Genomic DNA, 24202 nt, shown 5'->3' with positions numbered 1-24202 from the left:
GTGGACAACTCAATTTTCAACCGCCCGGTATTTATCCGAATATTCCCCTTTTCTTTGCCTGAATCCTCCTTCTGCTCCCTATGTTCCTTTCTGCGCCATTCTCCCGCCCGGCTGCCTGGGCCGTGCTGTTTTCCCTTAGTACGCTCACAGGCTGCGGTTCGGAAGACGAAAAGGACGAGCCGGCCCCATTGCCCGGCCGCTGGCAGCTGGTTACCCAGCACAGCATCAACACCGACGTTACTACGGGCCAGGTAATGGTCGAGCAGCACTTGGCCGGTACGACCGGCGACTATCTGGTGGTGTCGGCTAGCACGTTCGAGGAGTATCGGGGCAACCAGCTGTATTTCACAGCTCCCTACACCTACAGCGGCTCCATCATCAGCATGCAAGACACCAACCCGCGCACCGATTTTTCGCGGGAAGTGGGGGAACTGACCAGCAAGAAGCTGGTGCTGTACTACCAGCTTCCGGCCATCGTCATGAACCAGAAAGTCACGATTGAGGCCACGTATTCGCGCTAGACTTGTGCGCAGCCGGAAGCGGGCGTGTCACTCTAAATTGTTACATGGAAGAATCTTTCAACAAGGAATTTTGCGAGCTTCTGGAGTACCATTTAACCAATACTTTTGCACACAGCCCAGACGCCCGGGTTAGAGGATTGTGGTGCGACGGCATACTGCCGCCTGCGGTGGATAGCCAGCTCACCAGAAAGCACGTTAACGATACCCGGCGTATTGTCACCACGGCTTTTATCGGCTACAACGACATCCAGCTGTATGGCCTGACCATTCTGCTGGGACGATACTCGTTGCGGAGATACAGCCGAGGATATTCTCTACAGGACTGCGTACCCGATAAAGAAACATCGGACTGGTACACACTGGATATAAACAAGCGGCAGCTGGAAATACGCCTGTTATAAAACTGTTACTGAACATCTGCCACCCCCGCCCGCAGTTCCGGCCAGAACTCCTGAAAATCCGCCTCGTAGGCCGGCAGCTCTGCCAGAAACGCGGCGGCCCCGGTAGCCAGTACTTCGGCGGCGGGCACGCGGCGGCTCAGGCCCAGCAAGGCGCGGTACAGGCCCTCGGGGTGGGCGTAGCCGGTCAGCCAGTCGTGCTGGCGCATGTAGTGCAGCATGTGCTGCAGCCGCTCCGGCAGCTCGTGGCGGCGCTGGTGCAGCAGCTGGTACTGGCGCTGGGCAAACTGCGGCAACGGCTCCTCAGGGTGGTAGCGGGCAAAGTCGCGGGCCAGCAGGTGGTCGAAGCCTACATCCGACACTATGCCGGCCCACTTGCCCAGGCCCGCCGCCCGCAGGCGGGCGGTGGTACGGCGCACGGCCGGGTGCGCATCGGTAAACGAGTCAATGAAGCGGTGCAGGCGGATGCCGCGCTGCACGGGCTCGGGGTAGGCCAGCAGGGCGGCACGGCCCCGCACAGCCTCGGCCGCGAAGTTGCCCACCGCTATATCGGCGTAATTGGGGTCGGTGGGAGAACCGGAAAGCAGCAGGTGGGCGAGGAAATTCATACGGTGCGGAAGGTCGGCAAAATACGGCCGGCGGTCCGGTTGAGCTCAACCCAGGACCGGGCCGGACCGTACAGGCAACAGGCCGGGCCGGTTTTCGGCTGCCTTCCCGTTGATTTTTTCTATTCTTCCCCCACACTAGCTTCCCATGTCCACGCAACCCAACGTCACCAACGACCTGTCCACTCTGCTCGATAAAATTAAGGACGTGCGCATTGCCATGCTCACCACCCAGGACCAGGACGGCAGCCTGCGCAGCCGCCCCATGTTCACGCAGAAGCCCGACGGCAGCAGCGCCCTGGTATTCCTGACCGATAAGGACTCGGCCAAAGTGTACGAGGTAAAAAAAGACAGCCACGTAAACCTGAGCTACGCCAAGCCCGACGACAACGTGTACGTATCCGTATCGGGCCGCGCCAACGCCTACCGCAACCAGGCCGAAATCGACAAGCTCTGGAGTGAGCCCATGCGCGCCTGGTTCCCCAAAGGCAAGGACGACGAGAGCATCTACATCCTGAAAGTGGAAATTGAGAAGGGCGAATACTGGGATACGCCCAGCAGCCTGCTCACCCAGGCTGTAGCCTACGTGAAAGCCCTGGCCACCGGCGAGCGGAGCACCTCCGACGACGTGAATGAGCACGCCAAAGTAGAAGTGAAGTAAATTTGTCTTGCTGAACTTGCGCGAAGGGCCGGAAGCAATTCCGGCCCTTCTTTGTTTTCCCGAAGCCTACGTAACTACTGCCCCCTTGTCACTCACCACCCTTTCCATCCTCACCCTCCTGCCCAACCAGCGGCGCTGGGGCTTTGCGCAGATGGGCACCGCCCAGCGGCCCTTGCGGCGCGTGCCGGGCCTGCGGTTTCAGAAGCTGCTGGGCAGTGGTGCGGATGGTTTTGGGGCCTTGCCCAACCTGCAGCGTTACGGGTTTATGGCCGTGTGGGACTCAGAGGAAGCCGCTCAGGAGTTCTTTACCAAGCATCCGCTGTGGCAGCAGTACCAGCAGCGCACCTCGGAAATCTGGACCGCCCGACTGGCCCCTGTCAAGTCGCACGGACTATGGGATAGGGAAAATCCATTTGACTACGAAACTGAGGCTGATGCAGCAGATGGGCCGATGCTGGTGCTTACCCGGGCCTCCATCCGCTGGCAGAAAACACCCCGTTTCTGGCGCTACGTAGCTCCGGTAAGCGCCACCGTGGCCGAGGCCCCCGGCGTGCGGGCTGCCATCGGGCTGGGTGAACTGCCCATCGTGCGCCAGGCCACCATCAGCCTCTGGGAATCTCAGCAGGCCATGCAGGACTACGCCTACCGCAGCCCCAAACACAAAGAGGTTATTCGTCTCACCCGCCAGGAAAACTGGTACGGCGAAGAACTGTTCGCCCGGTTCCGCGTGCTGGACGCGGAAGGCACCTGGGACGGCCACAATCTGCTGACTTTTTGAACAGCTCTGCGCCTTCTGCGCTATTCACTGCGTCCTCTGCGGGAACCGGCGCCTGCACGTTGAAAAGCCCTTCGCTTCACTCAGCAGCACACCCGCTTAGAAAAACCACCCTACCCGCCTCCGTTTTTCCGTAATTTCGCCCGTTCCGATTAACTGTACCCCGACTGCCCATGCCCGGCTACCATCCCCAGGATATTGAGAAAAAGTGGCAAGCCCACTGGAAAGAGCACCATACCTTCAAGGCTGAAAATCAGCCAGAGAAGCCCAAATACTACGTACTGGACATGTTCCCGTACCCCAGCGGGGCGGGCCTGCACGTGGGGCATCCGCTGGGCTACATTGCCTCCGATATTGTGGCCCGCTACAAGCGCCTGCGGGGCTACAACGTGCTGCACCCCATGGGTTTCGACTCGTTTGGCCTGCCCGCCGAGCAGTACGCCATCCAGACCGGCCAGCACCCGGCCCTGACCACGGAGCAGAACATCAGCACCTACATCAAGCAGCTCTCCTCCCTGGGGTTCAGCTACGACTGGAGCCGGGAAGTGCGCACCTCCGACCCCGCGTACTACAAGTGGACGCAGTGGATTTTCCTGAAGCTGTTCAACTCCTGGTATAACCTTGATACCGACCGGGCTGAGCCCCTCAAAACCCTGCTGGAGAAGTTCGAGCAAAATGGCAGCGAGGGCATCCGCGCAGCCGGCGACGAGGAGGAGCGCCACGCCTTCACGGCGGGCCAGTGGAAGCTGTTTTCGGAAAAGCAGCGTTTGCAGGCTGTGCACCCCTACCGTCTGGCCTACCAGCAGGATACCTACGTGAACTGGTGCCCCGGCCTGGGCACGGTACTCTCCAACGACGAGGTGAAAGATGGCCTCTCGGAGCGCGGCGGCTTTCCGGTAGAGCGCCGCCTCATGCCCCAGTGGAACCTGCGCATCACCGCCTACGCCGACCGCCTCCTCCAAGGCCTCGACACCCTCGACTGGCCCGACGCGGTGAAGGAAATGCAGCGCAACTGGATTGGCAAGAGCATCGGGGCCGAAGTAACCTTCCAGGTGCAGGGTCACGAGCCGGCGCAAATCAAAGTGTACACCACCCGCGTGGACACCATTTATGGCGCTACCTTCTTGGTGCTGGCCCCCGAGCACGAGCTGGTGAAGGAGCTGACCACGCCCGCGCAGCTACAGGCCGTGCAGGACTACCAGGATGCCACCAAGCGCCGCTCGGAGCGGGACCGGATGGCCGATACCAAAACCGTATCGGGCGCTTTCACCGGGGCCTATGCCCTCAACCCGTTCACCAACGAGCCCATCCAAATTTGGATTGCCGATTACGTGCTGGCCGGCTACGGCACCGGCGCCGTAATGGCCGTGCCCTCCGGCGACCAGCGCGACTACGTGTTTGCCAAGCACTTCAACCTGCCCATTGTGCAGGTGGTGGACCAGCAGCAGATCGGCGAGCAGGCCGACCCCACCAAGGAAGGCCTCTACCTGCACGGCCTCATCCAGGGCCAGAACTACAAGCAAGCCACCCAAACCCTGATACAGGAGCTGGAGCAGCGCGGCATTGGCAAGGGCAAAACCAACTTCCGCATCCGCGACGCCATCTTCGGCCGCCAGCGGTACTGGGGTGAGCCCATCCCGATTTATTACAAGGACGGGGTAGCCTACGGCGTGGAAGAAGCCGACCTGCCTTTGGTGCTGCCGGAAATCGACGAGTACAAGCCCACCGAAACCGGCGAGCCGCCCCTGGGCCGCGCCAAGGATTGGAAGTACAAGGGCCAGTATGAGTACGAGCTGAGCACCATGCCCGGCTGGGCCGGCTCCAGCTGGTACTACCTGCGCTATATGGACCCGCACAACACCGAGCGTTTTGTGGGCCAGGAAGCCGAGCAGTACTGGCAGAATGTGGATTTATATCTGGGTGGTGCAGAGCACGCTACGGGCCACCTGCTCTACTCCCGCTTCTGGCACCTGTTCCTGAAAGACCTAGGCCTGGTAACGGCCAACGAGCCCTTCCAGAAGCTCATCAATCAAGGCATGATTCTGGGCCGCTCGAATCTGGCATATCGCATCAACGGTACTAACACGTTTGTGACTGCGGGCAAGAAGGGTGACCACCAGACTACCGCGCTGCATGTGGACGTGAACATAGTGGACAACGATGTGCTCGACGTAGAAGCCTTCCGGAACTGGCGCGAGGAATATGCCAACGCGGAGTTCATCCTGGAAGACAACGGCACCTACGTGGTGGGCGTGGAAGTCGAGAAGATGTCGAAGTCGAAGTACAACGTGGTAAATCCCGACACGCTCATTGAGAAGTTCGGGGCCGATGCGCTGCGTCTCTACGAAATGTTCCTGGGGCCGCTGGAGCAGTACAAGCCCTGGAACACCAACGGCATGAGCGGCGTGGCCGGCTTCCTCAAGAAGCTCTGGCGCCTCTACCACCCCCAGGATGGCGATTTTGCTGTGACTGACGAAGCGGCTAAGCCCGCCGAGTTAAAAGCCCTGCATAAAGTCATCCGCAAGGTGGAGGAGGACATTGAGAAGTTCTCGTTCAACACCACCGTCAGCGCCCTAATGATTACGGTGAACGAGCTGACTGCCCTCGACTGCCACAAGCGCGCCATTCTGGAGCCGCTGGTGGTGCTGCTCTCACCCTACGCCCCGCACCTGGCGGAGGAGCTGTGGGTGAAATTGGGCCACGAAGCTGGCAGCATCAGCCACACCCAGTACCCCGAGTTCCGCGAGGAATACCTGGTAGAAGATACCGTGAATTACCCCGTAGCCATCAACGGGAAGGTGCGCGAGACGCTGCAGTTCCCTGCTACCGCCACGCCCGCCGACATCGAAGCCGCCGTGCGGGCCTCCGACTTCCTGCCCCGCTTCGCCGATGGCAAGGAACCCAAGAAGTTCATCGTCGTGCCCGGCCGCATGGTGAACGTGGTGGTATAGGTTTCCTGAGCTGTTAGCTGATGGCTATTGGCTGTTAGCAGAAAGACCTGTCAGGTGAACCTGGCAGGTCTTTTTATTTCACGCGGTTCACACAAGCAACCCGTGTGCAGGGTGGCACGCTGGGTTTACCAAGGGCTGATACCGGTTTCCGGGGCGTTATCGTCGCTGAAGAACTGGCTGGTGGGTCCGTCCGGGCCGAGCACGGCTGCTTTCACCACGCGGGCCGCTGCATCGGCTACCGTACCGGGGCCGCTGTGGTGGTTGAAGTCGGTGGCGGTATAGCCGGGGTCCACGGCATTTACTTTGAAAGGCGTGTCGCGCAGCTCGTAGGCCAGCATGATGGTGTAGGCGTTCAGAGCAGCTTTGGAGGGCTGGTAAGCGGCCCCTTTCACCGGATAATATTTCCAGGAAGGGTCGTTGTGGAGCGTGAGGGAGCCCAGGCCGGAGGTAACGTTTACAATCCGGGGCTCAGCTGACTTCCGCAGTAAGTCGATAAACGCCTGCGTTACCTCAATTACGCCGAAAACGTTGGTAGCAAACACCTCCCGAATGGTGCTGAGGCTGGTGCCCAGCGGGGGTTGCGACATGCTGCCCAGAATACCAGCGTTGTTGATGAGCACGTCCAGCACCGGCGTTTTCTGGCCCAGGGCCTGGCGGGCGGCGGCAATAGAGGCGCTGTCGGTTACGTCAATCTGCAGGGGCTCCACATTGGTCAGGCCCGCGGCGTGTAGCTGCCCGGCGGCCTCCTGGCCCTTGTGCAGGTCGCGGCTGCCCAGGTACACGTAGTAGCCGTTTTGCAGAAGCTGACGGGCCGTTTCAAGGCCAATGCTTTTATTGGCGCCGGTAATGAGTGCGGTTTTCATGGTAGAAAAAAATGCCTGTGAATGAATGGCACAAAGCTACCGGGCGCCTTTGGCGTGGCTGGCGCCTATTCTGCGGTATTACTGGTACATTTTCCGGATGGTGGTACGGTACTCAGCCGGCGTTGCGCCGGTTTCGCGCTTAAAAAAGCGGTTGAAGTAGGATGCATTGGCAAAGCCCAGGTCAAAGGCAATTTCCTTGAGCGAGTGGTGGGAGTAGAAGAGCAGCCGCCGGGCTTCCAGCACCAGCCGCTCGTGGATATGCTTAATGGCCGATTTGCCGCTTTGAGCCTTCACTACCTCGCTCAGGTGGCCCGCCGAAATATTGAGCAAAGCAGCATACGCGCCCACCTCGTGCAGTTCCCGGTAGCACTCTTCAATTTTGACCTGGTATGTTTTCAGCAGAAATTTATCGGCGGAGGGCTCGGCGGCGGCAAACTGTTCAGTGTAGAGGCGGCTTAGGTAGGTCAGCAGCACTGCCACATGGGCGCTGAGCATACGGTGCTGCCACTCGCCGGGGCGGGCATACTCCGCCTCTATCCTGCTCAGTGTTTCCTCCACAAATGCCGCATCCGTCACCGTCAGTTGCAGCTCGTGCCCGTTGTGGGGGTTCTGGACAAGCGGCAGCTCCAGCAGAGCCGTGTTCTGCTGCAGGGCTAGGAACTCGGGGGTAAAGGAGAAGTGCGTGCCCCAGAAGGGCGAAGGGTCCTCCTTCACCAGCACCTGCCGGGGCGTGCTGAAGTAAAAGGTATTGGGCGCGTGCTCGTAGGGAATAGTATCAACCCAGTGCCGCCCCACGTTGTGCTTCACGAACACCATCAGATAAAAATTCTTGCGGTGCGGTTTCAGCAAATCTGCCTCATACACAACGCCTCCCTCAGAGCGCGTCATACTGAAGAAGTTGTTGCCGGCCCCGGCTTCCCGCCGGAAGGAATGAACGGGAACGGCCGGCGCGTATTGAAGCGTGTACATGGCTCAAAACTACCGTTTTCGGAGCACCGCCACGGTAGTTGGGAGGGTGCTGCATATGAATTTTACCGCACCCGGGAATAAGGCGCTGGGCAGGCTGGAACGGCGGGAATGGTACTGCCCACGCGCTACTGCTCCGCCTCGGCCAGCTCCTCGCGCAGCTTTTTTGGCAGCGAGGCCCGCACCAGGTCGTAGGAATGGTTTATTAAATCACGTAGCTGACCTGCGGGAATGCCGGTGTCCACCAACACCGTGTTCCAGTGCTTCTTATTCATGTGGTAGCCGGGCAGCACATAGGTATGCTGCTCACGCAGCTCAACGGCGCGCTCCGGGTCACACTTCAGGTTGATGCTGCCGAACGTATCGATATCCGTGAGGGCAAATACTTTACCGCCCACTTTGAATACCAGCGTTTCGGGGCCAAAAGGCGTTTCTTCGGTAACACCCGCCTTCAGCAGGCAATAGTCGCGGAAATCTTCAATGTTCATGGGCGTGCGTCCCCGTTGCTAGTTGACAGTTGGCCGTTACCAGCGTGTGATTTCTGGCAGCTACCAACTGCCAACTAGCAGCTAATTACCGGATAAACCAGCGGTAGAGCAACACCACCAGTCCGACCAGAAACATAGCCATGCTCAACTTATTGATGAAGTGCATGGTCCGCAGGTTGAAATTGGAGTGCCGGGCAGGATCATTCTTGCGGAAGAAATAGCCGAGGGCGGGGCCGAAGTTAAACAGGTCCTTGCGCATGATATACAACGAGGTGAAGAGTTGTAAAAGTAACACCGTCGGCCGCAGAATGATTTACTTGGAACACCTTTTACTCCACCGCGACTGTAAGTTACCGGGTTGAGCGGCTGGATTTCCCCTACTTCTCTCTTTACTTGTTTCATGCTGAAACGCTACACCATGCTGGCCGCTGCCCTGGGGGCTGCCGCCACCGCTCAGGCCCAGACACCCGCTCCCGAAACGGCCGCCGTACAGGCCACGATTACCCGTTTCTTTGCGGGAATGCGCGCGGGAGATAGTACGATGGTACGCAGCACGCTGGCTCCCGGGGCAGTATTCCACGTACTTGCCACCCGCCCCGGCCAGCCGGTCCGCCTTCTACCCGAAAGCCCCTCAGATTTTGTAAAAGCCGTGGGTACGCCGCACAAAGAGGTGTGGGATGAGCGCATCACGTTTGAACGGGTGCTCATTGATGCCAATCTGGCCAGCGTCTGGACGCCCTACGAGTTTTACCTGGGCAACACGTTCAGTCACTGCGGCTACAACTCGTTTCAGCTGGTGAAGCTGGCCGAAGGCTGGCGCATTGCCCATATCATCGACACCCGCCGCAAGGAGAAGTGCAAATAGGAACGGTGAAAAGTCGTGACGCTTCGCGCCTCCGCATCGAACGGTCTGGAAACGTGTCAGGTTAACAACATCCGCAACGACTAGGCGAAACCCATTGCGTCTCTACGCCTTTGCCGCTGCCACGATGTCGGGGACTTCCAGAATGGGCTTTGGGTAGCCACGCCGGGCGACGTGCAGCATGGCCTGGCCCAGTTCCTGCAGGGTGGAAGCGAATTTGGGGGCCACGCCGCGCACCACGGGGTACAGCCAGCCGAAATATTTGTAATACGACAGCACGTGCCGCTGGCCGGGGGTGGCGCGCAGGAAGCCGGGGCGGAACATGAACGCCTGCCGGAAGCCCAGCTGCCGCAGCTCGTTTTCGGTTTCGCCTTTCACGCGGGCCCACATCTGGCGGCTGCGCAGCGTGTCGTCGGTGCCGGCGCCCGAGACGTAGCAGAACGTGAGGTCGGGGCCGTTGTGGGCCAGCAGGGTGCGGGCAAAGTGCAGGGTTAGGTCGTAGGTAAAGCGGCGGTACTCCGGCTCCGGCATCCCTACCGACGAAACGCCCAGGCAGAAAAAGCAGGCGTTGTAGCCTCGCAGCTGGTCGGCAATGGGTCCGAGGTTCTGGAAATCCTCGTGCAGCAGCTCCCGCAGCTTGGGGTGCTGGTGCCCGCTGGGCCGCCGGCTGATGCTGAGCACCTGCTCCACTTCGGGGCTGTTCAGGCATTCCAGCAGCACTCCCTCACCCACCATGCCGGTCGTGCCGGTAACTATTACACGTAGTTTCATGCCGGGGAGGACGGATGAGCGACGCGGATGTTTTAGCGTACTTTGCTTTTAACCTAATTTAATCCAGTGCCTCAATGGAACCCAAACGATACCCTCGCCAACTTTCCCGGGGTGCCAACAATGCTGTCATTGCCTTATCCGAAACTGAAGTTGGCAAGCTCTTCGGCGGTGACACGCGGTCCGACATCGGTTCGGAAGCAGAAAAAATGCGCTTCGCCAACGGCGTAAATGACCTCGTTGTACGGTTCAACCGCCTGGAATACAATGCCCCCCTCGACGCCGATATGCTGGTAATGGAACGGGTGTACCCCCTCGATTTCAGGGCCTACGAAGTAGAAATGCGCGAGCTGTGGCTGGACGTTTTTACCGACGAGCTGCGTGCCCTTCACGCCGCCGGCTTTGTGCATCGTGACTTACAGCGGCCCTCAAACCTGCCGGGTGAACGGTTTGATAACATCCTGCTCACTGCCCAGGGGCTACGCCTGATTGACGTGGGTATTTCCGTGTTGCAACGCCAGGTAGGCGAGTCGTTTTTTTCCGCTTACGTGCAGCGGGAATTAGAGGAATTGGAGCTGTTTAAGAGTTTTTTTGTGGGGCGGTAGATGCAGCCGTTAGTTAGGTTGAGGCTTAGTCACCAAAAGCTATTACTCCATAATGTAATTGCGCTGCTCTTTGCAATATCTTCCGCAAGGCATCAACTTGTTCGCTCTTAATGCTGTGAAGCTGAAGTAATTTCTGATGCACTTGTGCGTTTGACCAGCGGAAATCATCAAAAAAAATCAAATAATCTTCGATGACACGTGCTTGTTGCGCCTGTTCAAATTCACGGTTTTCGATTCCACCAGCATACTCCAGTGCCGGTGAGTAGTTGCTGGGTTTTTCGTCAGCAATGAAATAGAAGTCCAGCATAACTACCCCACCACCGGCTCTTCCAGCAGCACGGGTTCCAGCCAGCGGCCGTCTTCGCGCATGAGTTCGATGAGCTCGTCTACGGCGCGTTCTTCGGGCACGGATTTCTTGATGACTTCCTGGCCACGGTAAAGGGCAATTTTGCCTTTGCCCACGCCCACGTAGCCGTAGTCGGCGTCGGCCATTTCGCCGGGGCCGTTCACGATGCAGCCCATGATGCCGATTTTCACGCCCTTCAGGTGGTCGGTGCGCTTGCGGATCATGGCGGTGGTTTCCTGCAGATCAAACAGGGTACGGCCGCAGCTGGGGCAGCTGATATACTCCGTCTTGCTCATGCGCGTGCGGGCCGCCTGCAGGATGCCGAAACCAAGCTGGTTGAGTTGGTCCAGCGCAGTCAGCCATTCCTCTTTGCTACGCTCGGGCAGTAGCTCGGTGCTCAGCACCACGCCGTCGCCAAGGCCGTCGAGCAAGAGGCCGCCCACGTCGGTAGCGGCGTAAAGCTGGGTTTGCTCGGGCGTAAGGGCCGGGTATTGGCGGTTGATGATGACCGGGTTGGGCACTTCGTGGTTCAGCAGCTCGAAAAACGCGCGGCGGATTTCGGGCATGGCGTGGGCGTTATCGGTGTACAGGATAATAACGGCCGTGGCGTCGTCGCGGAGTTGGGCCAGCGTGGCGGGCGTGAGTGAAGACAGATTCTGGAACACGAAGTTCAGCTCCGGGTGGCGGGCACCAGCAGCGGCATACTCCGTTTGGGTGAGCACCGGGTAGTGGTCGGGGCGCTGGCCGGCGTCGAGCCAGGCGGTGTAGTCCACCACTTCCTTGAGGCCGTTGGGCAGCATGAACGGGATGGGCCGCTGGCCCGAGTACACGTAGTCGGCCCCCAGGTCGTTCATCTGGAACTTATCCAGGAAAGCCGAATACAAATGCCCCACGGCGCGCAAATCGGCATATTCCAGACTGGGCAGCCGTGATAAGTCGGCCATTACGCGCGGAACGTTCTGCCCGCCCAGGTTCAGCACCTCCCGCGTTACGCGCCGGTGGTACTGAAAGGGGTCGATGGGAATAGTAGTTGTTAGTTGTTGGTTGTCAGTTGTCAGGTCGTTCTGCTGGCTTGCTTCTTTACTGCCAACTGACAACTGATAACTAACAACTGAAGGAATAGGCTTGGCTTCCTGGGCGCGGTGGGTGTACCGGTCAATGAGGGCGCGGGCTACGGGAGCCTCGGCTTCGGGGGCTTCGGTGAGCGAAACGCGCACGGTGTCGCCGAGGCCGTCTTCGAGCAGCGTGCCGATGCCCACGGCCGACTTAATGCGGCCGTCTTCGGCCTCGCCAGCTTCCGTGACGCCCAGGTGCAGCGGGTAGGGCTGCAGGCCTTCCTCGTCGAGCTTCTGCACCAGCAGGCGGTAGGCCTGCACCATCACCTGGGTGTTGCTGGCCTTCATGCTCAGCACCACATCGTAGTAGTTTTCCTCCTCGCAGAGGCGCAGGAACTCCAGCGCCGACTCTACCATGCCCAGCGGTGTATCTCCATACCGGCTCAGAATCCGGTCCGAGAGGGAGCCGTGGTTGGTGCCGATGCGCATGGCCGTGCCGTATTGCTTGCAGATCTGGACCAGCGGCCGGAACCGCTCCCGAATGCGCTCCACCTCGGCAGCGTAGCTGCTGTCAGTGTACTCGATAACGTCAAATTTCTTCTTGTCGGCGTAGTTGCCGGGGTTCACGCGCACTTTCTCCACGATGCGGGCGGCCAGTTCGGCGGCGTTGGGCGTAAAATGGATGTCGGCAATGAGGGGCACGGTGCAGCCGCGCTTGCGCAGTTCCTTCTTGATTTCGAGCAGGTTCTGAGCCTCCTTCACGCTGGGGGCCGTGATGCGCACGTACTCGCAGCCGGCTTCCACCATGCGCAGCGTCTGCTCCACCGAGCCCAGCGTATCCATGGTGTCCACGGTGGTCATGCTCTGCACCCGAATGGGGTTGAGCCCGCCCATCGGCAGGTCGCCGATTTTCACTTCACGGGAAAGGCGGCGCTTGTATTCGGTGAGGCTGGGGCAATACGTTTTGTTCATAACCCGGTAAGGAGGCGTTTTTCGAGAGGATAACAAAGGTACGCAAGGTTTGTGCTCCGAGAAGGAGTTGGAGAGGCTGATGGAGCTGTGTAGAACGTCATGCCGAGCCTGCGCGGAATCTCGCGTGCTGAGGTTGTGGCGGTAACCAAACCCCAGCACGTTATTCCGACGAGAGGAGGAGTCTCACTCGGCTTCACTAGCCCAGGGTTTAAACCTTAGGCGATGGTGCGGTTTCCGTTGGAGTGGCTTGGTATCATCAGCACCGTAAGATTCCTTCTGCCGCCGGAATAACAAGTAGCACCACAACGGCACCGGTTCCGCAACTTCCGGTGGGCTTCCGCTGTCTTTCCTGCAAATTGCTTTCCTTTTGTCATGCATCGACTAAAATTTATTGCCCTGCTGGCCGGACTGCTGCTCACAGCTGCCGCCCACGCTCAGCAGGTACAGGTGATTAAGCTGCCCGAGCTGCAGAAGCGCCTCGCCCGCCCCACCGACACTACTTACGTGGTGAACTTCTGGGCTACCTGGTGCGGGCCCTGCGTGAAGGAGCTGCCCCACTTCGATAAGCTCACGACTACCTACAAAAATCAGAAGGTAAAGGTGTTGCTGGTAAGCATGGACTACGCCTCCCAACTGGATAAGAAAGTAAAGCCCTTCGTAGCGAAAAACGCGCTGAAATCGGAGGTGGTACTGCTTAACGAAACTGACCCCAACCTGTATCTGGCTAAAATTGACCCCAAATGGACCGGCTCGCTGCCGTTTACGCTGCTGCTCAACAATGCCCGCCGCAAACGGCTAACCTTCGAGCAGGAATTTACCGCTGAGGAGCTGCAGAAGCAGTTGCAGGCGTTTATGCAGTAAATACTTATCTGTCGTTCCGGCCGAAGTGAGAAATCTGGGTTTAATACCCAGGTGGGTTGCCCCGGAGTCCTCACTTCGGCCGGGATGATAAGTTTCACTCACTTTCCCCCTTCAACCTTATGAAAAAGCTCCTTCCTTTCCTGGCCTCCCTACTGGTGCTGGCCTTCAGCAGCTTTATTATGCTGCGTCCCGTGGCCGAGGCCGGCTACCAAGTGGGCGACAAAGCCGCCGACTTCAAGCTAAAAAACGTGGATGGCAAGCTGATGTCTCTGGCCGATAACAAGGCCGCTAAGGGCTACATCGTGGTGTTTACCTGCAACACCTGCCCGTATGCCAAGGCCTACGAGCAGCGCATCATCGACCTGAATACCAAGTACGCCCCGCAGGGCTACCCGGTAGTAGCCATTAACCCCAATGACCCCGCCACCGTGCCCGGCGACTCGTTTGCGGAAATGCAGAAGCGGGCCCGGGAGAAGAAATACACCTTCCCCTACCTGCAGGATGAAACCCAGCAGGTGGCCCGCCAGTACGGCGCTACCCGCACGCCCCACCTCTACGTACTTACCCGCCAGGGTGCTGATTTCGTGGTGAGCTACATTGGGGCCATTGACGATAACTCGGAGGATGCCAAGCTGGTGAAAACCAAGTACCTGGAAAACGCCATGACCGAGCTGGTAGCCGGCAAGCCTGCTTCCGTCAGCTCCACCAAAGCCATTGGCTGCACCATTAAGTGGAAGAAAGCCTGAGGTTAGCAGTTAGAAGTTGTACTCGCTGTTCGACACGACCGTTGCACAAAAAGCCTGCTTCCTGGTTTAGGAAGCAGGCTTTTTGCTATTTCCAACTTGGGTAAGCTGACAGCTAACGGACCTACTCCCCGGCCAGAGTGAATACGTCTTCCAGGGTGGCGGTTTGTACCCCGGGCGTTTCATTGAGGGCAGCGTGAATCATGGCCTGGGCTACGGTGCGGCCGTGCACGGGGCGGTAAGCGCGTAACGGCGGAATAGTGCCGGCTACCGTGGCCAGCAGCACACCCAGTTTTTCTCCTAGTCGTGGCTGCTGCCGGCTGCCGGCCAGCACGCCGGGCTGCAGAATGGAAATGCGCCGAAACGGTAACCGCTTGATGTCGCGCTCCAGCTCCCCCTTCATACGACTGTAGAATACCAGGGCGTCGGCATCGGCCCCGGCCGAAGATACCAGCACGTAAGCTGGCACCCCATTTTCGGCGGCAGCTTTGGCCGCTTGAAACTGGTAGGTATAATCGACTTTGTACTGGGCCTGCTGGCCGCCGGCCTGCCGCAGCGTGGTACCCAGGGCGGAGAACAGCACGTCGCCGGTGAGCAGGTGGTTCCAGGTACGGGGCTGATTGAAATCGACCAGGTGTTCCTCCAGCTTGGGATTTTGGTAGCCGGTAGGCCGGCGGGTGAATACCTTCAGGTGCGAAAACCGTTCGTCCAGTAATAGTTGCCGCAGCAGATAATCACCCACCAGACCGGTGGCGCCCACAAGAAGTGCCGTGTACATATGCAATAAGGGTCGGAAAGAATGGTAAACGGAGCAAAGGTATCGGCCTGCCTGGCGGCGGCCGGCTGCCCCTATAACCACCGCAGACGTTTTTCGTTGGTAAGTATTGTAGCCAGCACCAAAAAAACAGGCAGTTGCAGGCTGGTTGGGCACTCCGGGCGTACCGCTTGAGTACACTCAGCGTACGGTAAGTACGAGCTTGCCAATGTGGGCGCTGCTTTCCAGCAGTTCATGCGCCTGGTGGGCCTGCGCCAGCGGCAGCGTAGCGTGTAGTACCGGGCGCACGGCTCCACTGGCCACCAGCGGCCACACGTGCTGCTCCACGGCCTGGGCCAGCCTCGCTTTGAACTCGGCGGAACGGGGCCGCAGGGTGCTACCCGTAATGGTAAGACGGCGGCTCATCAGGTCCAGCGCATTAAACCCAGCCGGTCCGCCCTGCATGGCATTGATGAACACCAGTCGGCCATCGGGACGCAGCAGGCGCAGGTTTTTGGCGGTATAGTCGCCGCCTACCATGTCCAGCACTACATCTACCCCACCACTGGCCTGTAGTATGGTTTCAAAATCAGCTTCGCGGTAGTTGATAACCTCCGTAGCGCCCAATGCCTGCACGGCGGCGGCTTTTTCCGGCGTGCCTACCGTGGCGGCTACCGGGCTACCCAGCGCGTGGGCCAGCTGCACCGCCAGCACCCCAATTCCGCTGCTGCCTCCGTGTACCAATAGTTTTTCGCCAGGCTGCAGCTGGCCCCGCTGAAACACGTTGTGCCACACCGTAAAGGCCGTTTCGGGTAAGCTGGCCGCTTCCGGCATGGTCAGGCCGCCCGGTACGGGCAGGCAATGCCGGGCATCCACGGCCACAAATTCGGCGTAGCCACCCTGGGCCAGCAAAGCACACACGGCGTCGCCGGGATGCCAGCGGGTTACGGCGGCCCCGCACTGCACTACGGTGCCGGCCACCTCCAGGCCGGGAATCAGGCCGGTCACGTCGCCGCTGCCCCGGTACTTCCCCTGGCGCAATAGTACATCGGGGCGGTTTACGCCGGCCGCAGCTACGCGAATAAGCACCTGGTGGGCGGCCGGTTCAGGCACAGGCAGCTGGTGTAACTCCAGCACTTCCGGTCCGCCTGGCCGGGTAACAACAATGGCATGCATGTTCTGCATAGAAAGAAAAGCAAATAGGTATTTTGGCATGGCAACCAGCCCCTGGTGCCTACGTATGCAGCCTTGAATACGCTGCGGTTGAGTAATCCGATAATGAAAAAATCCCTTCATCTTCCCCGGTTCCTGCACACGGCCGGCCAGCTTACCGGCCTGGCCGCCTGGCAAACAGGACGCCTGTTTCGTCGGGTTACCCGCACTGCCCTCGACTCGGTGCAGGAGGTACTGCGGGCCGAGGTAGAAAAAGGCAATATGCGGCAGGTACGGGAGTTTCTCACGGGCAAGGCCCTGCCCGCCGCCCGGGCCCTGCTCCTGGAGCGAATGGCAGCCCGGGTGCTGGTGCGGCTGGGACTGCGCGGGGCACTGGCCAGCAACGTGGTAGGCTGGGTATTGCCCATTGTGCTGGAGCAGCTACTCAAGGCGGCCCATAGCTCGGGGCTGTGGGAAAAGATGCGGGCCACTGCTACTGTACAGGATACGTTGTACTGGCTGGAGGAGCTCAAGCACACTACCCTGAAACGCCTGCTGCCCGACCACGGAACCGGGGCCGAAATACTGCCCGACGATACTATTTTGCCGCTCCCACTTTCTGCCTAAATCGGGCTTAAACTTCGTTTTTAGGTGAATAATTCCCATTTCAGTTTTTACTTTTTTTTTGAGCTTTTAGGGCTCCATGATACAATCCGCCTGCAGAAAGGCCCCCGTACATGGGCCTAATGAAACAAACACCCGAGCCGCCGGCCGGCGAAAAACTCTTGTTTCCGCCCGCCCGAACTGCCCTGCGTGACCTGTACCGCACCGCCCGCCACCTGCCTTCCACCGACCCCTACGCTCCGGCCCGCCTGGCCCGTATTGCCGACCAGGCAGAATACTTTCTGCTGAACTGGCCCCTTGAGGCCTGGCCGGCCGCCCTGCATTCCGGTCAGCCTCTTCCGTCCCGCCAGGCCCTGCTCGCCTGGGTACTTATGGCCCAGCGGGAGCTCCGGCAGATTGGTACCTCTTCCGATACGCCCTGGCCTTACGCCACCTGGCACCGGGTTTCTACCCTGCTGCTGGCGGCCCTGGTTCCATTTGCTTAGCTGCGTCCGGCAGCCAGGTGGCCGCCTTCCCCGGCAAGCCGGGGTGGGCGGCGGACCCGGCTATTCTGGCGTATAGAGGCCTTCCGGCGCAAGGAACGACGGTGCCCAGGTACTACGGCTGGCCCCTGGTTCGTTTGCCCCCCCCGTTACGCTGGCTTATTGCTATGAATGCTTACCGCCCCGATGCCCGCACCCTGGCCCTGCAGCGCCGGGCAGCCGAATACGCCCGTATGGCCCACATGGCGCACAAAGCCCGCTGGGTAAACTGGGCCGCCGTGGTATTTTGCGTGCTCATCAGCTTCGACTGGGCCCTGCCGCTTCAGCAGTTTCCGGACGAGCCGGTGTTGGAGCGGCGGCCGGTTTCCGTAGCCTCAACCCTCTCCAATCCCCAGATGGTCTACCGCATCCGCACGCCCCACACCAGCTTCCGGCTGCACCCCAACCAAACGTACCGCCTCCGGGATGCCTCCCGCCTCACCGTCTGGCGTTCGCCCTTGCTGCACGTTGTGCGGCTCGTGAAAGCCCCTTCCGTGCCGGCCGGGCGGGAGCCGTTTGCTCCGTATGGTGGCAACATCTACAACTCTGCCCTGGCCGTTTTTCCAGCTCTGCTGCTGCTGGTAGCCAGCCTGGGGCTACTGCTGCCCTTCCCTCCCGAAACTAAACTCAATACCTCTATTGTGGGTGGCCTGTTGTGGCTGGTAACCCTGGCCGTTATGATCCTGTTTTAGCCTCGGGTACGGCTGTCAGGTTATTTTCTGCTTATTTTGGTGTGGAAGCATTCCTTTAGGATTCCTTCAGATTGGCTCCGTATACTGCTTTCCTGCTCCGTTGAGCAGAGCATCAGGTTGATGCATACTGTTTTTTTACCTGTACTAAATGAACGTTTCTTTCCGCCAGCTAGGTGCAGGCGTGCTGCTGCTGGCGGCTACCCACTTCACCGCTTCGGCCCAGATTCTGCCCACCACTACTGCCCCGGCCGATACTACCCACAAATTTGAAAACCCCGCCGGCGTACCCTCCCCGGTAACCAAACCCTGGTACAAAGGCAAGCTGGTAAAGGCCACCATTGTACCGGCCCTACTTATTGGCTACGGAGCCTACACCTTTAACGGGGGCGGCTTCTATACCAACCAGCAGGCCAACCGGGATATTCACAAGCTCTTCCCTACCTACCGCACCAAGCTCGACAACCTACTGATTTTCGCCCCCTACGCCGAGCTGGGCCTGGTGGCGTTGTCGGGCGTAGAGTCGCGCGACGACCGATTGAACACGCTGCTGGTTATCGGCAAATCGGAGTTGATTATGCTGGCCACGGTGTTTACGGTGAAGAACCTCACCCGGGAAACCCGTCCCGACGGCTCCGATAATCTATCCTTTCCCTCCGGCCATACGGCGCAGGCGTTTCTGGCAGCCAGCATTGTGCACACCGAGTTCCGCGACAAAAGCCAGTGGTACGGTATCGGGGCCTATACTATTGCCACCAGCGTGGCCGCTCTACGCATGATCAACACCAAGCACTGGCAGAGCGACGTAGTGGCCGGGGCGGGCTTCGGTATTTTGTCGGCTCACCTGGGCTACCTCACGCACCGTAACCGCTGGGGCCGCAAGCCTCGCCTTCTGGAAGGCACCAGCTTCTCTCCTACCTGGGTACCTGGCGGCATGGGTATGAGCGTAACGTGGCGGCCCACGCCCTAACGTAGCTGCCTGATTTACCCCGTGCCCGGGCCGGTTGTATGGCCAGGCGTTATGCCGGGTGGTAAGAGCAGTGTGCCCAAACTACCCCGTGTGGCGCGAAGATGTGGCCGGCTGGTTTCAGGCGGTAATCCACAGCAGATCGTCCCAGCGGGTGGTGTAAGCAGGCGTTTGCCAACGACTGTTGCCAGCCCAGGGCTGTGCCACGCCGCCGGGAGCCGGCAGGGCCGCCGCGAACCGCACTGTTCCACGGCCGTACCGCTGATTCAGTTGGTCCAGCTCGGCCAGGAGGGTGGTACGCAGCGCGGCCTGGGGAGTGGCTCCGAATAAGGGTAGCTGTTGCTGTCCGGCTGTTTCCAGGCCGCTGAGCACAATTCCGGCTTTTTTGTAGGCCACATTGGCCTGAACCAGGCGCCGGAGGGCGGCGGCAGCATAGCGGAGCAGTTCACTGGTATCGTGAGTAGGTGCGGGCAGGGTAAGCACCTCGGTGCAGGTGTGGGGCAAGGCTCCGGAGCTGAACCGGCCCTTGCTGATAAAAATCGTCAGGGTATTGGCCAGGGAGTGTTGCCCACGCAGCTTCTCAGCGGCCCTGGATACGAAATGGGCCACTGCCACCTGTATATCGGGCAGTTGAGTGAGAGGCTGGGCAAAACTACGGCTGTACATAATAGTTTTTCGGCTGGCCTCCAGCTCCCCTTCCGCCCCGCCCTCCCGGCAGGAGTGGCCCTGCAGCTCCCGCACCAGGCGTGCCCCCGTTACGCCGCCCAGGTGGCGCCGGGCCCAGGCCTCACTCTGCTCAGCCAGTTGGGCTGCCGTCCGGATGCCCAGTGCCGCCAGCTTCTCGCTGTACCGCCGACCTACTCCCCATACTTCGGTGACTGGCGTTTGGGCCAGGGCCCACTGCTGTTGCGCGGGCGTTTCCAGCAGCAGTACTCCGCTGGGCTGGCCAAGCTGTTTTACCAGGCGGTTGGCCAGCTTAGCCAGGGTCCGGGTGGGCCCCAGCCCTATGCACACCGGAATGTGCATCTGCTTGCGAATCTGCTCCTTCCAGTGCGTTGCCAGCTCCGTCAGGGAGCCGCAATACGCACTCATTCCGTGCAGATGCAGAAAGCATTCATCGATAGAATACACCTCCGCCACGGGTACCACCGAAGCCAGGTAGCGCATAATCCGGCCCGATATATCTCCGTACAGCGCGTAGTTGCTGGAAAACACCTGCACCCCATGGCGCTGCAGCTCGGGCTTTACCTGAAAATAGGCCGCCCCCATTCGCAGCCCCAGCGCTTTAGCCTCCGGGGAGCGGGATATCAGGCAACCGTCGTTATTGCTCAGTACCACTACTGGCTGCCCCGCCAGATCAGGTCGGAACACCCGCTCACAGCTCACGTAAAAATTGTTGCAGTCAACCAACGCGAACATGACTGGAGAGGCGTCCGCGCCGGGTTTCAGTTACTACATGCGTTACTACGCCCCATACATCAAACAGGTCGGGTTCCGTGATGGAAATTTCCGGATAACATGGATTATCAGGCACCAGAAACCAGGTGTTTGCACGACGCCGGATTAACCGCTTCACCGTAAACTGTCCTTCTACCACGGCTATTACTACATCATTGTGCTCGGCCGTCAGCCGGCAATCTACGGCCAGCAGTGCCCCGTCACGGATGCCGGATTCCCCACCCGTCATGCTGTCACCCGTTACCCGTACCAGGTAAGTAGAATCCGGATGCGGCAGCAGCAACCGGTTCAGATCCAGCCGGGTACCCCGGTGGTCATCGGCCGGCGAAGGAAAGCCAGCAGGTACTAATCCTTCAAAAAACAGCAGCCACACCGGCTTACGTGCCATCGGCAGCACTACAACTTCGCTCATAGCAGGTCTTTGATAAGGTACTCCTGCAAGTATACGATTTACTAATAAATTTAGTTAATTAAACTATAAAAATTAGCAAATCAGACAACACGGGTATGGTACCCCCACCCTCATTCAACCGATGGACAGTCATCTTGATTTGCAGCGAAGAAGTGCGCTCATTTAGCAGGAAATTACTGCATTGGATATGCATTGGCTGGTAATACTAGATTGCCGAAATAGGCTGAACCGGATGGGTATCAGCCATTTTTATCCGATAGTGTCCCAATAGGACATTCTCGTGCAGGTATTCGAAGCAATTCCTCTTGAGCATGGTATTCTGCGGAAATCCGTCGACAATGGTCTGCCAAGCATCCTCATCTTCTCCATTACGAATAGCCAGAATAGCCTCAGAAGCCGCCTTCATCAACGTATCGGTGGCGGCGGTGAGCAGGACCGGACAAGGCGCAAACCCGCGGCTGCTCAGCAGCGGGCCGTGGCAGCTGGAGCACCAAAAAGTCACGCTCTACGACGAACAGAGCTAGGTACTCTCTCGCCACACGACCAGCTACACAAGTACCAGCGACGCAACATGCGTACCGGGCCCCATTACCTGGGTGATTCAGCGGTAAACGGCGAAGGAGCTGGTGTACCAGGAGCAACAGCGTTTCTACCTGCCTGCACCCTTCAAGCGGCGCTAGTTTGTCGCCTCTCTCGGGCAGTTATCTTTGTTGCTCTCCCTTTATCCCCTTACACTTCCACTGATGCTGCAAGAACTCATTAACGGCTTTGGCAAGGTCTACCTTACCATCGAATACGACCCGGCCAACCAGTGGGTGTACAACAACTGGATTGGCTACCAGACCTATACCGGTATCATCTCCGGGGCCGATGCCTGCTTACCCACGTTGGCAGAAAACGCTTGCGCCTACCTGCTCAACGATAACCGCCAGGTACTCGGCCCTTGGGACCACGCCGTGGAATGGATTGTCACCAACTGGGCCCCGCGTGCCATTAATGCCGGCCTCACCCACTTCGCCCATATCGTCAGCCCCGAGTCGCTAGCGGCTCAGTCAGCCAACTCTATGCTGCTGGGCTTCGAGGGGCAACTGCAGATGCACATGTTCGATAATCTGCCCGAGGCCCAGCGCTGGCTCCGGGCCGCTCAGCAGGCGGCTATCTGAATATGGCGGTTACCATTCCCAGAAATGACCACCGCGCCGTGTGGTACTTCCTCATTGGTTTGGGCCTGGGTATTCTCACTGATGCGCTCTATCCTGCTCCGCATCACACCATTCGGTATTCGCTCGGCTTTCTACTCGGAACCCTGATTATGTCGGTACCGATTGGTTTGGTCTGCTGGGCAGTGTGGCGCGGGCATTACTGGGCGAAAGCGCTGGTTATTGCCGTAACCCTATACGGGTTTGCCAGGCCTCTGCTCCATTTCTCGGAGCTGCGGGCGCCACAGGTTACGCCGCGTTTTGTACTACTAATGGTCTCTCTTACTCCTCGGCTTGCAGCAGTCGGCATCATTGCCCGCGACCTGCTACGCCGGCCGTAGACGGGGAAGGTATCCCTGCTGAAAAATCCTTCGTCTTCTGTATAGTTACTTCATGCTTCTTACTAATCGTCTGTACCGAAACGCTGCCCAGCTCACGCAGTTGGTGCGGGCCCTGATCAGCTCGGCCTGTCTGGCCAACATAGCTCACCAGTACTACCTGTTCCACCAAGCCTCGCTCGGCCACTGGCCTGCTCCCGGCGAAGGCCTGGCCAGCGAGCAGCGAGCGGATGTGCTCACCGGCGTACAGCTGCTGGCAGCCCTGCTCGCTTTCGGGGCGTTGCTGACGTGGATGTACCGGGCCTACCGCAATGTTCACGCGCTGCCGGGAGCCCGTCCTATGCATGCTGCGTCCGTGGCCATTTGGGGCTGGCTTATTCCTATCATAAACCTGTGGTATCCTTGCCGGATCATGCAGGAAATTGGCCACTACACGGTCCGGTATGCCCACCCCAACGATACGCGCCTTGCCTCCCGCTGGGATTACACCGTAGCCGCCTGGTGGATTCTCAATATCGTCTCGTTCGTGGTGACGCGCCTAGCCCTGTACATGGACAGGTCGCTGGGCAACAGCCTGACCGATTCCATGCAGTATGACCGCCTGCTGCTGTGCGGCTATATCATCAGTATAGGTGCTTCGCTGCTCACGTTTGCCCTCCTGCGTATGCTGGCCCCACACGAGCAAGCCCTCCTGCGGGAGCCGAACGCGCCACCAGTGCCACTGGAGCCCTCTATTTTCTAATACAATGGCCGTTACCATCCCCACCAATGACCGTAAGGCTGCGAATCTGTATCTACTCAGCGTTGTAGTGGCTTTCCTATCCTTTTTCCTTTATCGGAAGCCTTTCCACACGACGCCTTATCTCAGTCAGAACATGTTTAACTTCTCGGTCATCACATCGTTTCTGCTGATGGCCGGATTGAGTTGGCCTGTGCGAGCAGGCCGCCGCTGGGCTAAGATAGTGTTGCTACTGTTGTGCGTCCCGAGCAATTTATTTTACCTAGTAAGTCTGCCCTCGGTTGTGGCACCTTGGCCCCAGACGGCCCTTAACCTACTGTCTGCAGCTCTTCAGCTCGTCTCCATTGTTATTATCGCCCGCGACCTGCTGCGCCGGCCGGTGGCTGGGGAGGCAGGTGTGGCTGTAGGCGGGCCTGACTTACTTGACTAAGGCTATATGCTTGGGCCTTTCTTACTTATGATCCTGCTGAAACTGGCAGTGTTCATTGGCTTGGGCATACGCACAGGGAAAACCTGCGCAAAAGTCATCTACGTACTCCTGCTGACCTACGCAGTATACGTTTTCGCCCGCGCCTTCCCCTTTTTCCTCCAGCGTGAGGAAAAACATCTGCTCTTACTAAGAAGCTTTTCATAAGCCGTTGATGCTCACGAAATGAGAGTGTGATACCCCAATTTGGCAGCTTGTAGCTAACTGAGAGATTACCATTTCGCTCTTTGTGTGCCCCTTGCTCAAATGCCTGCCAGAAGGCAAGAGCTAAATAGAATATGAAGTAACTCAACCATCAGGGCTTACGCATCAAAATCAAGACGCTGTAGTGAGGGCTGCCCTTTGTCTCGTTAGACATCGTTAAGTTCTTCATGCTCAATCAACTTCTTGCTTCCTTTGCCACGCTTCCAGACCCGCGTTGC

Annotated in this window: 30 protein-coding genes; 17 read left to right on the top strand and 13 right to left on the bottom strand. The window is 59.0% G+C overall.

Translation table 11 applies throughout. The features are described from left to right. Positions 1-80 precede the first annotated feature (80 nt). Together EI290_RS10210 and EI290_RS10205 are read left to right on the top strand one after the other, a co-directional pair. Positions 81-521, top strand: coding sequence for a hypothetical protein (locus EI290_RS10210; protein ID WP_125429354.1), 441 nt, complete (start codon positions 81-83; stop codon positions 519-521). 44 nt (positions 522-565) lie between these two features. Further along, complete coding sequence (locus EI290_RS10205; RefSeq protein WP_125429352.1) at positions 566-922, top strand: hypothetical protein; 357 nt, start codon at positions 566-568, stop codon at positions 920-922. A gap of 5 nt (positions 923-927) precedes the next feature. On the opposite strand, the gene EI290_RS10200 is transcribed toward EI290_RS10205, so the two are convergent. Beyond that, entirely contained in the window at positions 928-1527 is a 600-nt protein-coding gene (locus tag EI290_RS10200) for an acyl carrier protein phosphodiesterase (protein ID WP_125429350.1), read from the bottom strand. A 145-nt stretch (positions 1528-1672) separates the two neighbouring features. Here EI290_RS10200 and EI290_RS10195 point away from each other — a divergent pair, with 145 nt between their 5' ends. The 3 genes from EI290_RS10195 to leuS all read left to right on the top strand — a co-directional run bounded on the left by EI290_RS10195 (position 1673) and on the right by leuS (position 5911). Next, positions 1673-2185, top strand: a complete 513-nt coding sequence (locus tag EI290_RS10195; RefSeq protein WP_125429348.1) for a pyridoxamine 5'-phosphate oxidase family protein — start codon at positions 1673-1675, stop codon at positions 2183-2185. Between the two features lie 85 nt (positions 2186-2270). Next, positions 2271-2963 (top strand): spheroidene monooxygenase, encoded by a 693-nt coding sequence (locus tag EI290_RS10190; protein WP_246008916.1) that lies wholly within the window; start codon positions 2271-2273, stop codon positions 2961-2963. Positions 2964-3133: 170 nt separating this feature from the next. Then, entirely contained in the window at positions 3134-5911 is a 2778-nt protein-coding gene (gene leuS / locus EI290_RS10185; RefSeq protein ID WP_125429346.1) for a leucine--tRNA ligase, read from the top strand. A gap of 125 nt (positions 5912-6036) precedes the next feature. Here leuS and EI290_RS10180 read toward each other — a convergent pair whose 3' ends face one another. The 4 genes from EI290_RS10180 to EI290_RS22440 all read right to left on the bottom strand — a co-directional run bounded on the left by EI290_RS10180 (position 6037) and on the right by EI290_RS22440 (position 8523). Continuing rightward, positions 6037-6774, bottom strand: a complete 738-nt coding sequence (locus EI290_RS10180) for an SDR family oxidoreductase (protein WP_125429344.1) — start codon at positions 6772-6774, stop codon at positions 6037-6039. 78 nt (positions 6775-6852) lie between these two features. Then, positions 6853-7743 (bottom strand): AraC family transcriptional regulator, encoded by an 891-nt coding sequence (locus EI290_RS10175; protein WP_125429342.1) that lies wholly within the window; start codon positions 7741-7743, stop codon positions 6853-6855. 125 nt (positions 7744-7868) lie between these two features. Then, positions 7869-8228: an MmcQ/YjbR family DNA-binding protein gene (locus tag EI290_RS10170; protein ID WP_125429340.1), complete on the bottom strand. Its 360-nt coding sequence runs from the start codon at positions 8226-8228 to the stop codon at positions 7869-7871. A gap of 85 nt (positions 8229-8313) precedes the next feature. Continuing rightward, positions 8314-8523, bottom strand: coding sequence for a DUF6728 family protein (locus EI290_RS22440; protein ID WP_125429338.1), 210 nt, complete (start codon positions 8521-8523; stop codon positions 8314-8316). A 105-nt stretch (positions 8524-8628) separates the two neighbouring features. On the opposite strand from EI290_RS22440, the gene EI290_RS10160 reads away from it, so the two are divergent. Then, complete coding sequence (locus tag EI290_RS10160; protein ID WP_125429336.1) at positions 8629-9093, top strand: nuclear transport factor 2 family protein; 465 nt, start codon at positions 8629-8631, stop codon at positions 9091-9093. A 102-nt stretch (positions 9094-9195) separates the two neighbouring features. Here EI290_RS10160 and EI290_RS10155 read toward each other — a convergent pair whose 3' ends face one another. Then, the gene (locus tag EI290_RS10155) at positions 9196-9861 is read right to left on the bottom strand and encodes a Rossmann-fold NAD(P)-binding domain-containing protein (RefSeq protein ID WP_125429334.1); all 666 of its coding nucleotides are present in this window, start codon (positions 9859-9861) and stop codon (positions 9196-9198) included. Positions 9862-9935: 74 nt separating this feature from the next. On the opposite strand from EI290_RS10155, the gene EI290_RS10150 reads away from it, so the two are divergent. Then, positions 9936-10463 carry a hypothetical protein gene (locus tag EI290_RS10150; protein ID WP_125429332.1) on the top strand — a complete coding sequence of 176 codons (528 nt, stop codon included), beginning with the start codon at positions 9936-9938 and terminating at the stop codon, positions 10461-10463. A 25-nt stretch (positions 10464-10488) separates the two neighbouring features. On the opposite strand, the gene EI290_RS10145 is transcribed toward EI290_RS10150, so the two are convergent. Next, positions 10489-10770, bottom strand: coding sequence for a hypothetical protein (locus EI290_RS10145; protein ID WP_125429330.1), 282 nt, complete (start codon positions 10768-10770; stop codon positions 10489-10491). A gap of 2 nt (positions 10771-10772) precedes the next feature. Then, positions 10773-12836 carry a (E)-4-hydroxy-3-methylbut-2-enyl-diphosphate synthase gene (ispG, locus tag EI290_RS10140; protein ID WP_125429328.1) on the bottom strand — a complete coding sequence of 688 codons (2064 nt, stop codon included), beginning with the start codon at positions 12834-12836 and terminating at the stop codon, positions 10773-10775. Positions 12837-13208: 372 nt separating this feature from the next. Between ispG and EI290_RS10135 the strand changes: the two genes are divergently transcribed. Continuing rightward, positions 13209-13697, top strand: a complete 489-nt coding sequence (locus EI290_RS10135) for a TlpA disulfide reductase family protein (RefSeq protein ID WP_125429326.1) — start codon at positions 13209-13211, stop codon at positions 13695-13697. 119 nt (positions 13698-13816) lie between these two features. Beyond that, positions 13817-14443 carry a thioredoxin family protein gene (locus EI290_RS10130; protein WP_125429325.1) on the top strand — a complete coding sequence of 209 codons (627 nt, stop codon included), beginning with the start codon at positions 13817-13819 and terminating at the stop codon, positions 14441-14443. A gap of 121 nt (positions 14444-14564) precedes the next feature. Here EI290_RS10130 and EI290_RS10125 read toward each other — a convergent pair whose 3' ends face one another. Continuing rightward, positions 14565-15218: an NAD(P)H-binding protein gene (locus EI290_RS10125; protein WP_125429323.1), complete on the bottom strand. Its 654-nt coding sequence runs from the start codon at positions 15216-15218 to the stop codon at positions 14565-14567. Positions 15219-15395: 177 nt separating this feature from the next. Beyond that, on the bottom strand, positions 15396-16370 hold the full coding sequence (locus EI290_RS10120) for an NAD(P)H-quinone oxidoreductase (protein ID WP_125430018.1): 975 nt from the start codon (positions 16368-16370) through the stop codon (positions 15396-15398). A 102-nt stretch (positions 16371-16472) separates the two neighbouring features. Here EI290_RS10120 and EI290_RS10115 point away from each other — a divergent pair, with 102 nt between their 5' ends. From EI290_RS10115 to EI290_RS10100, 4 genes are all read left to right on the top strand, one after another. Further along, entirely contained in the window at positions 16473-16973 is a 501-nt protein-coding gene (locus tag EI290_RS10115; protein ID WP_125429321.1) for a hypothetical protein, read from the top strand. Positions 16974-17092: 119 nt separating this feature from the next. Further along, entirely contained in the window at positions 17093-17455 is a 363-nt protein-coding gene (locus EI290_RS10110; protein WP_125429319.1) for a hypothetical protein, read from the top strand. Positions 17456-17619: 164 nt separating this feature from the next. After that, positions 17620-18183 (top strand): hypothetical protein, encoded by a 564-nt coding sequence (locus EI290_RS10105; protein ID WP_125429317.1) that lies wholly within the window; start codon positions 17620-17622, stop codon positions 18181-18183. A 148-nt stretch (positions 18184-18331) separates the two neighbouring features. Beyond that, complete coding sequence (locus EI290_RS10100; protein ID WP_125429315.1) at positions 18332-19150, top strand: phosphatase PAP2 family protein; 819 nt, start codon at positions 18332-18334, stop codon at positions 19148-19150. A gap of 117 nt (positions 19151-19267) precedes the next feature. On the opposite strand, the gene EI290_RS10095 is transcribed toward EI290_RS10100, so the two are convergent. From EI290_RS10095 to EI290_RS22235, 3 genes are all read right to left on the bottom strand, one after another. Then, on the bottom strand, positions 19268-20566 hold the full coding sequence (locus EI290_RS10095; RefSeq protein WP_125429313.1) for a Y-family DNA polymerase: 1299 nt from the start codon (positions 20564-20566) through the stop codon (positions 19268-19270). Continuing rightward, on the bottom strand, positions 20550-21017 hold the full coding sequence (gene umuD, locus EI290_RS10090) for a translesion error-prone DNA polymerase V autoproteolytic subunit (RefSeq protein WP_125429311.1): 468 nt from the start codon (positions 21015-21017) through the stop codon (positions 20550-20552). The genes EI290_RS10095 and umuD overlap by 17 nt, the downstream gene beginning before the upstream one ends. A 205-nt stretch (positions 21018-21222) precedes the next feature. After that, a complete protein-coding gene (locus EI290_RS22235; protein ID WP_148103631.1) occupies positions 21223-21519 on the bottom strand; it encodes a hypothetical protein in 297 nt (98 codons plus the stop codon). Positions 21520-21760: 241 nt separating this feature from the next. Between EI290_RS22235 and EI290_RS10085 the strand changes: the two genes are divergently transcribed. From EI290_RS10085 to EI290_RS10070, 4 genes are read left to right on the top strand one after another with little or no spacing between them, the layout of a single operon-like run. After that, positions 21761-22180 carry an STAS/SEC14 domain-containing protein gene (locus tag EI290_RS10085; protein WP_125429309.1) on the top strand — a complete coding sequence of 140 codons (420 nt, stop codon included), beginning with the start codon at positions 21761-21763 and terminating at the stop codon, positions 22178-22180. A 2-nt stretch (positions 22181-22182) separates the two neighbouring features. After that, positions 22183-22557 (top strand): hypothetical protein, encoded by a 375-nt coding sequence (locus EI290_RS10080; protein ID WP_125429307.1) that lies wholly within the window; start codon positions 22183-22185, stop codon positions 22555-22557. 52 nt (positions 22558-22609) lie between these two features. Then, positions 22610-23296 carry a DUF4328 domain-containing protein gene (locus tag EI290_RS10075; RefSeq protein WP_125429305.1) on the top strand — a complete coding sequence of 229 codons (687 nt, stop codon included), beginning with the start codon at positions 22610-22612 and terminating at the stop codon, positions 23294-23296. 4 nt (positions 23297-23300) lie between these two features. Continuing rightward, positions 23301-23723 (top strand): hypothetical protein, encoded by a 423-nt coding sequence (locus EI290_RS10070; RefSeq protein ID WP_125429303.1) that lies wholly within the window; start codon positions 23301-23303, stop codon positions 23721-23723. The last annotated feature ends 479 nt before the right edge of the window (positions 23724-24202 follow it).

This window comes from Hymenobacter metallilatus, assembly GCF_003944705.1.
GTDB lineage: Bacteria > Bacteroidota > Bacteroidia > Cytophagales > Hymenobacteraceae > Hymenobacter > Hymenobacter metallilatus.
This window is presented reverse-complemented; position numbering and strand designations above follow the sequence as displayed.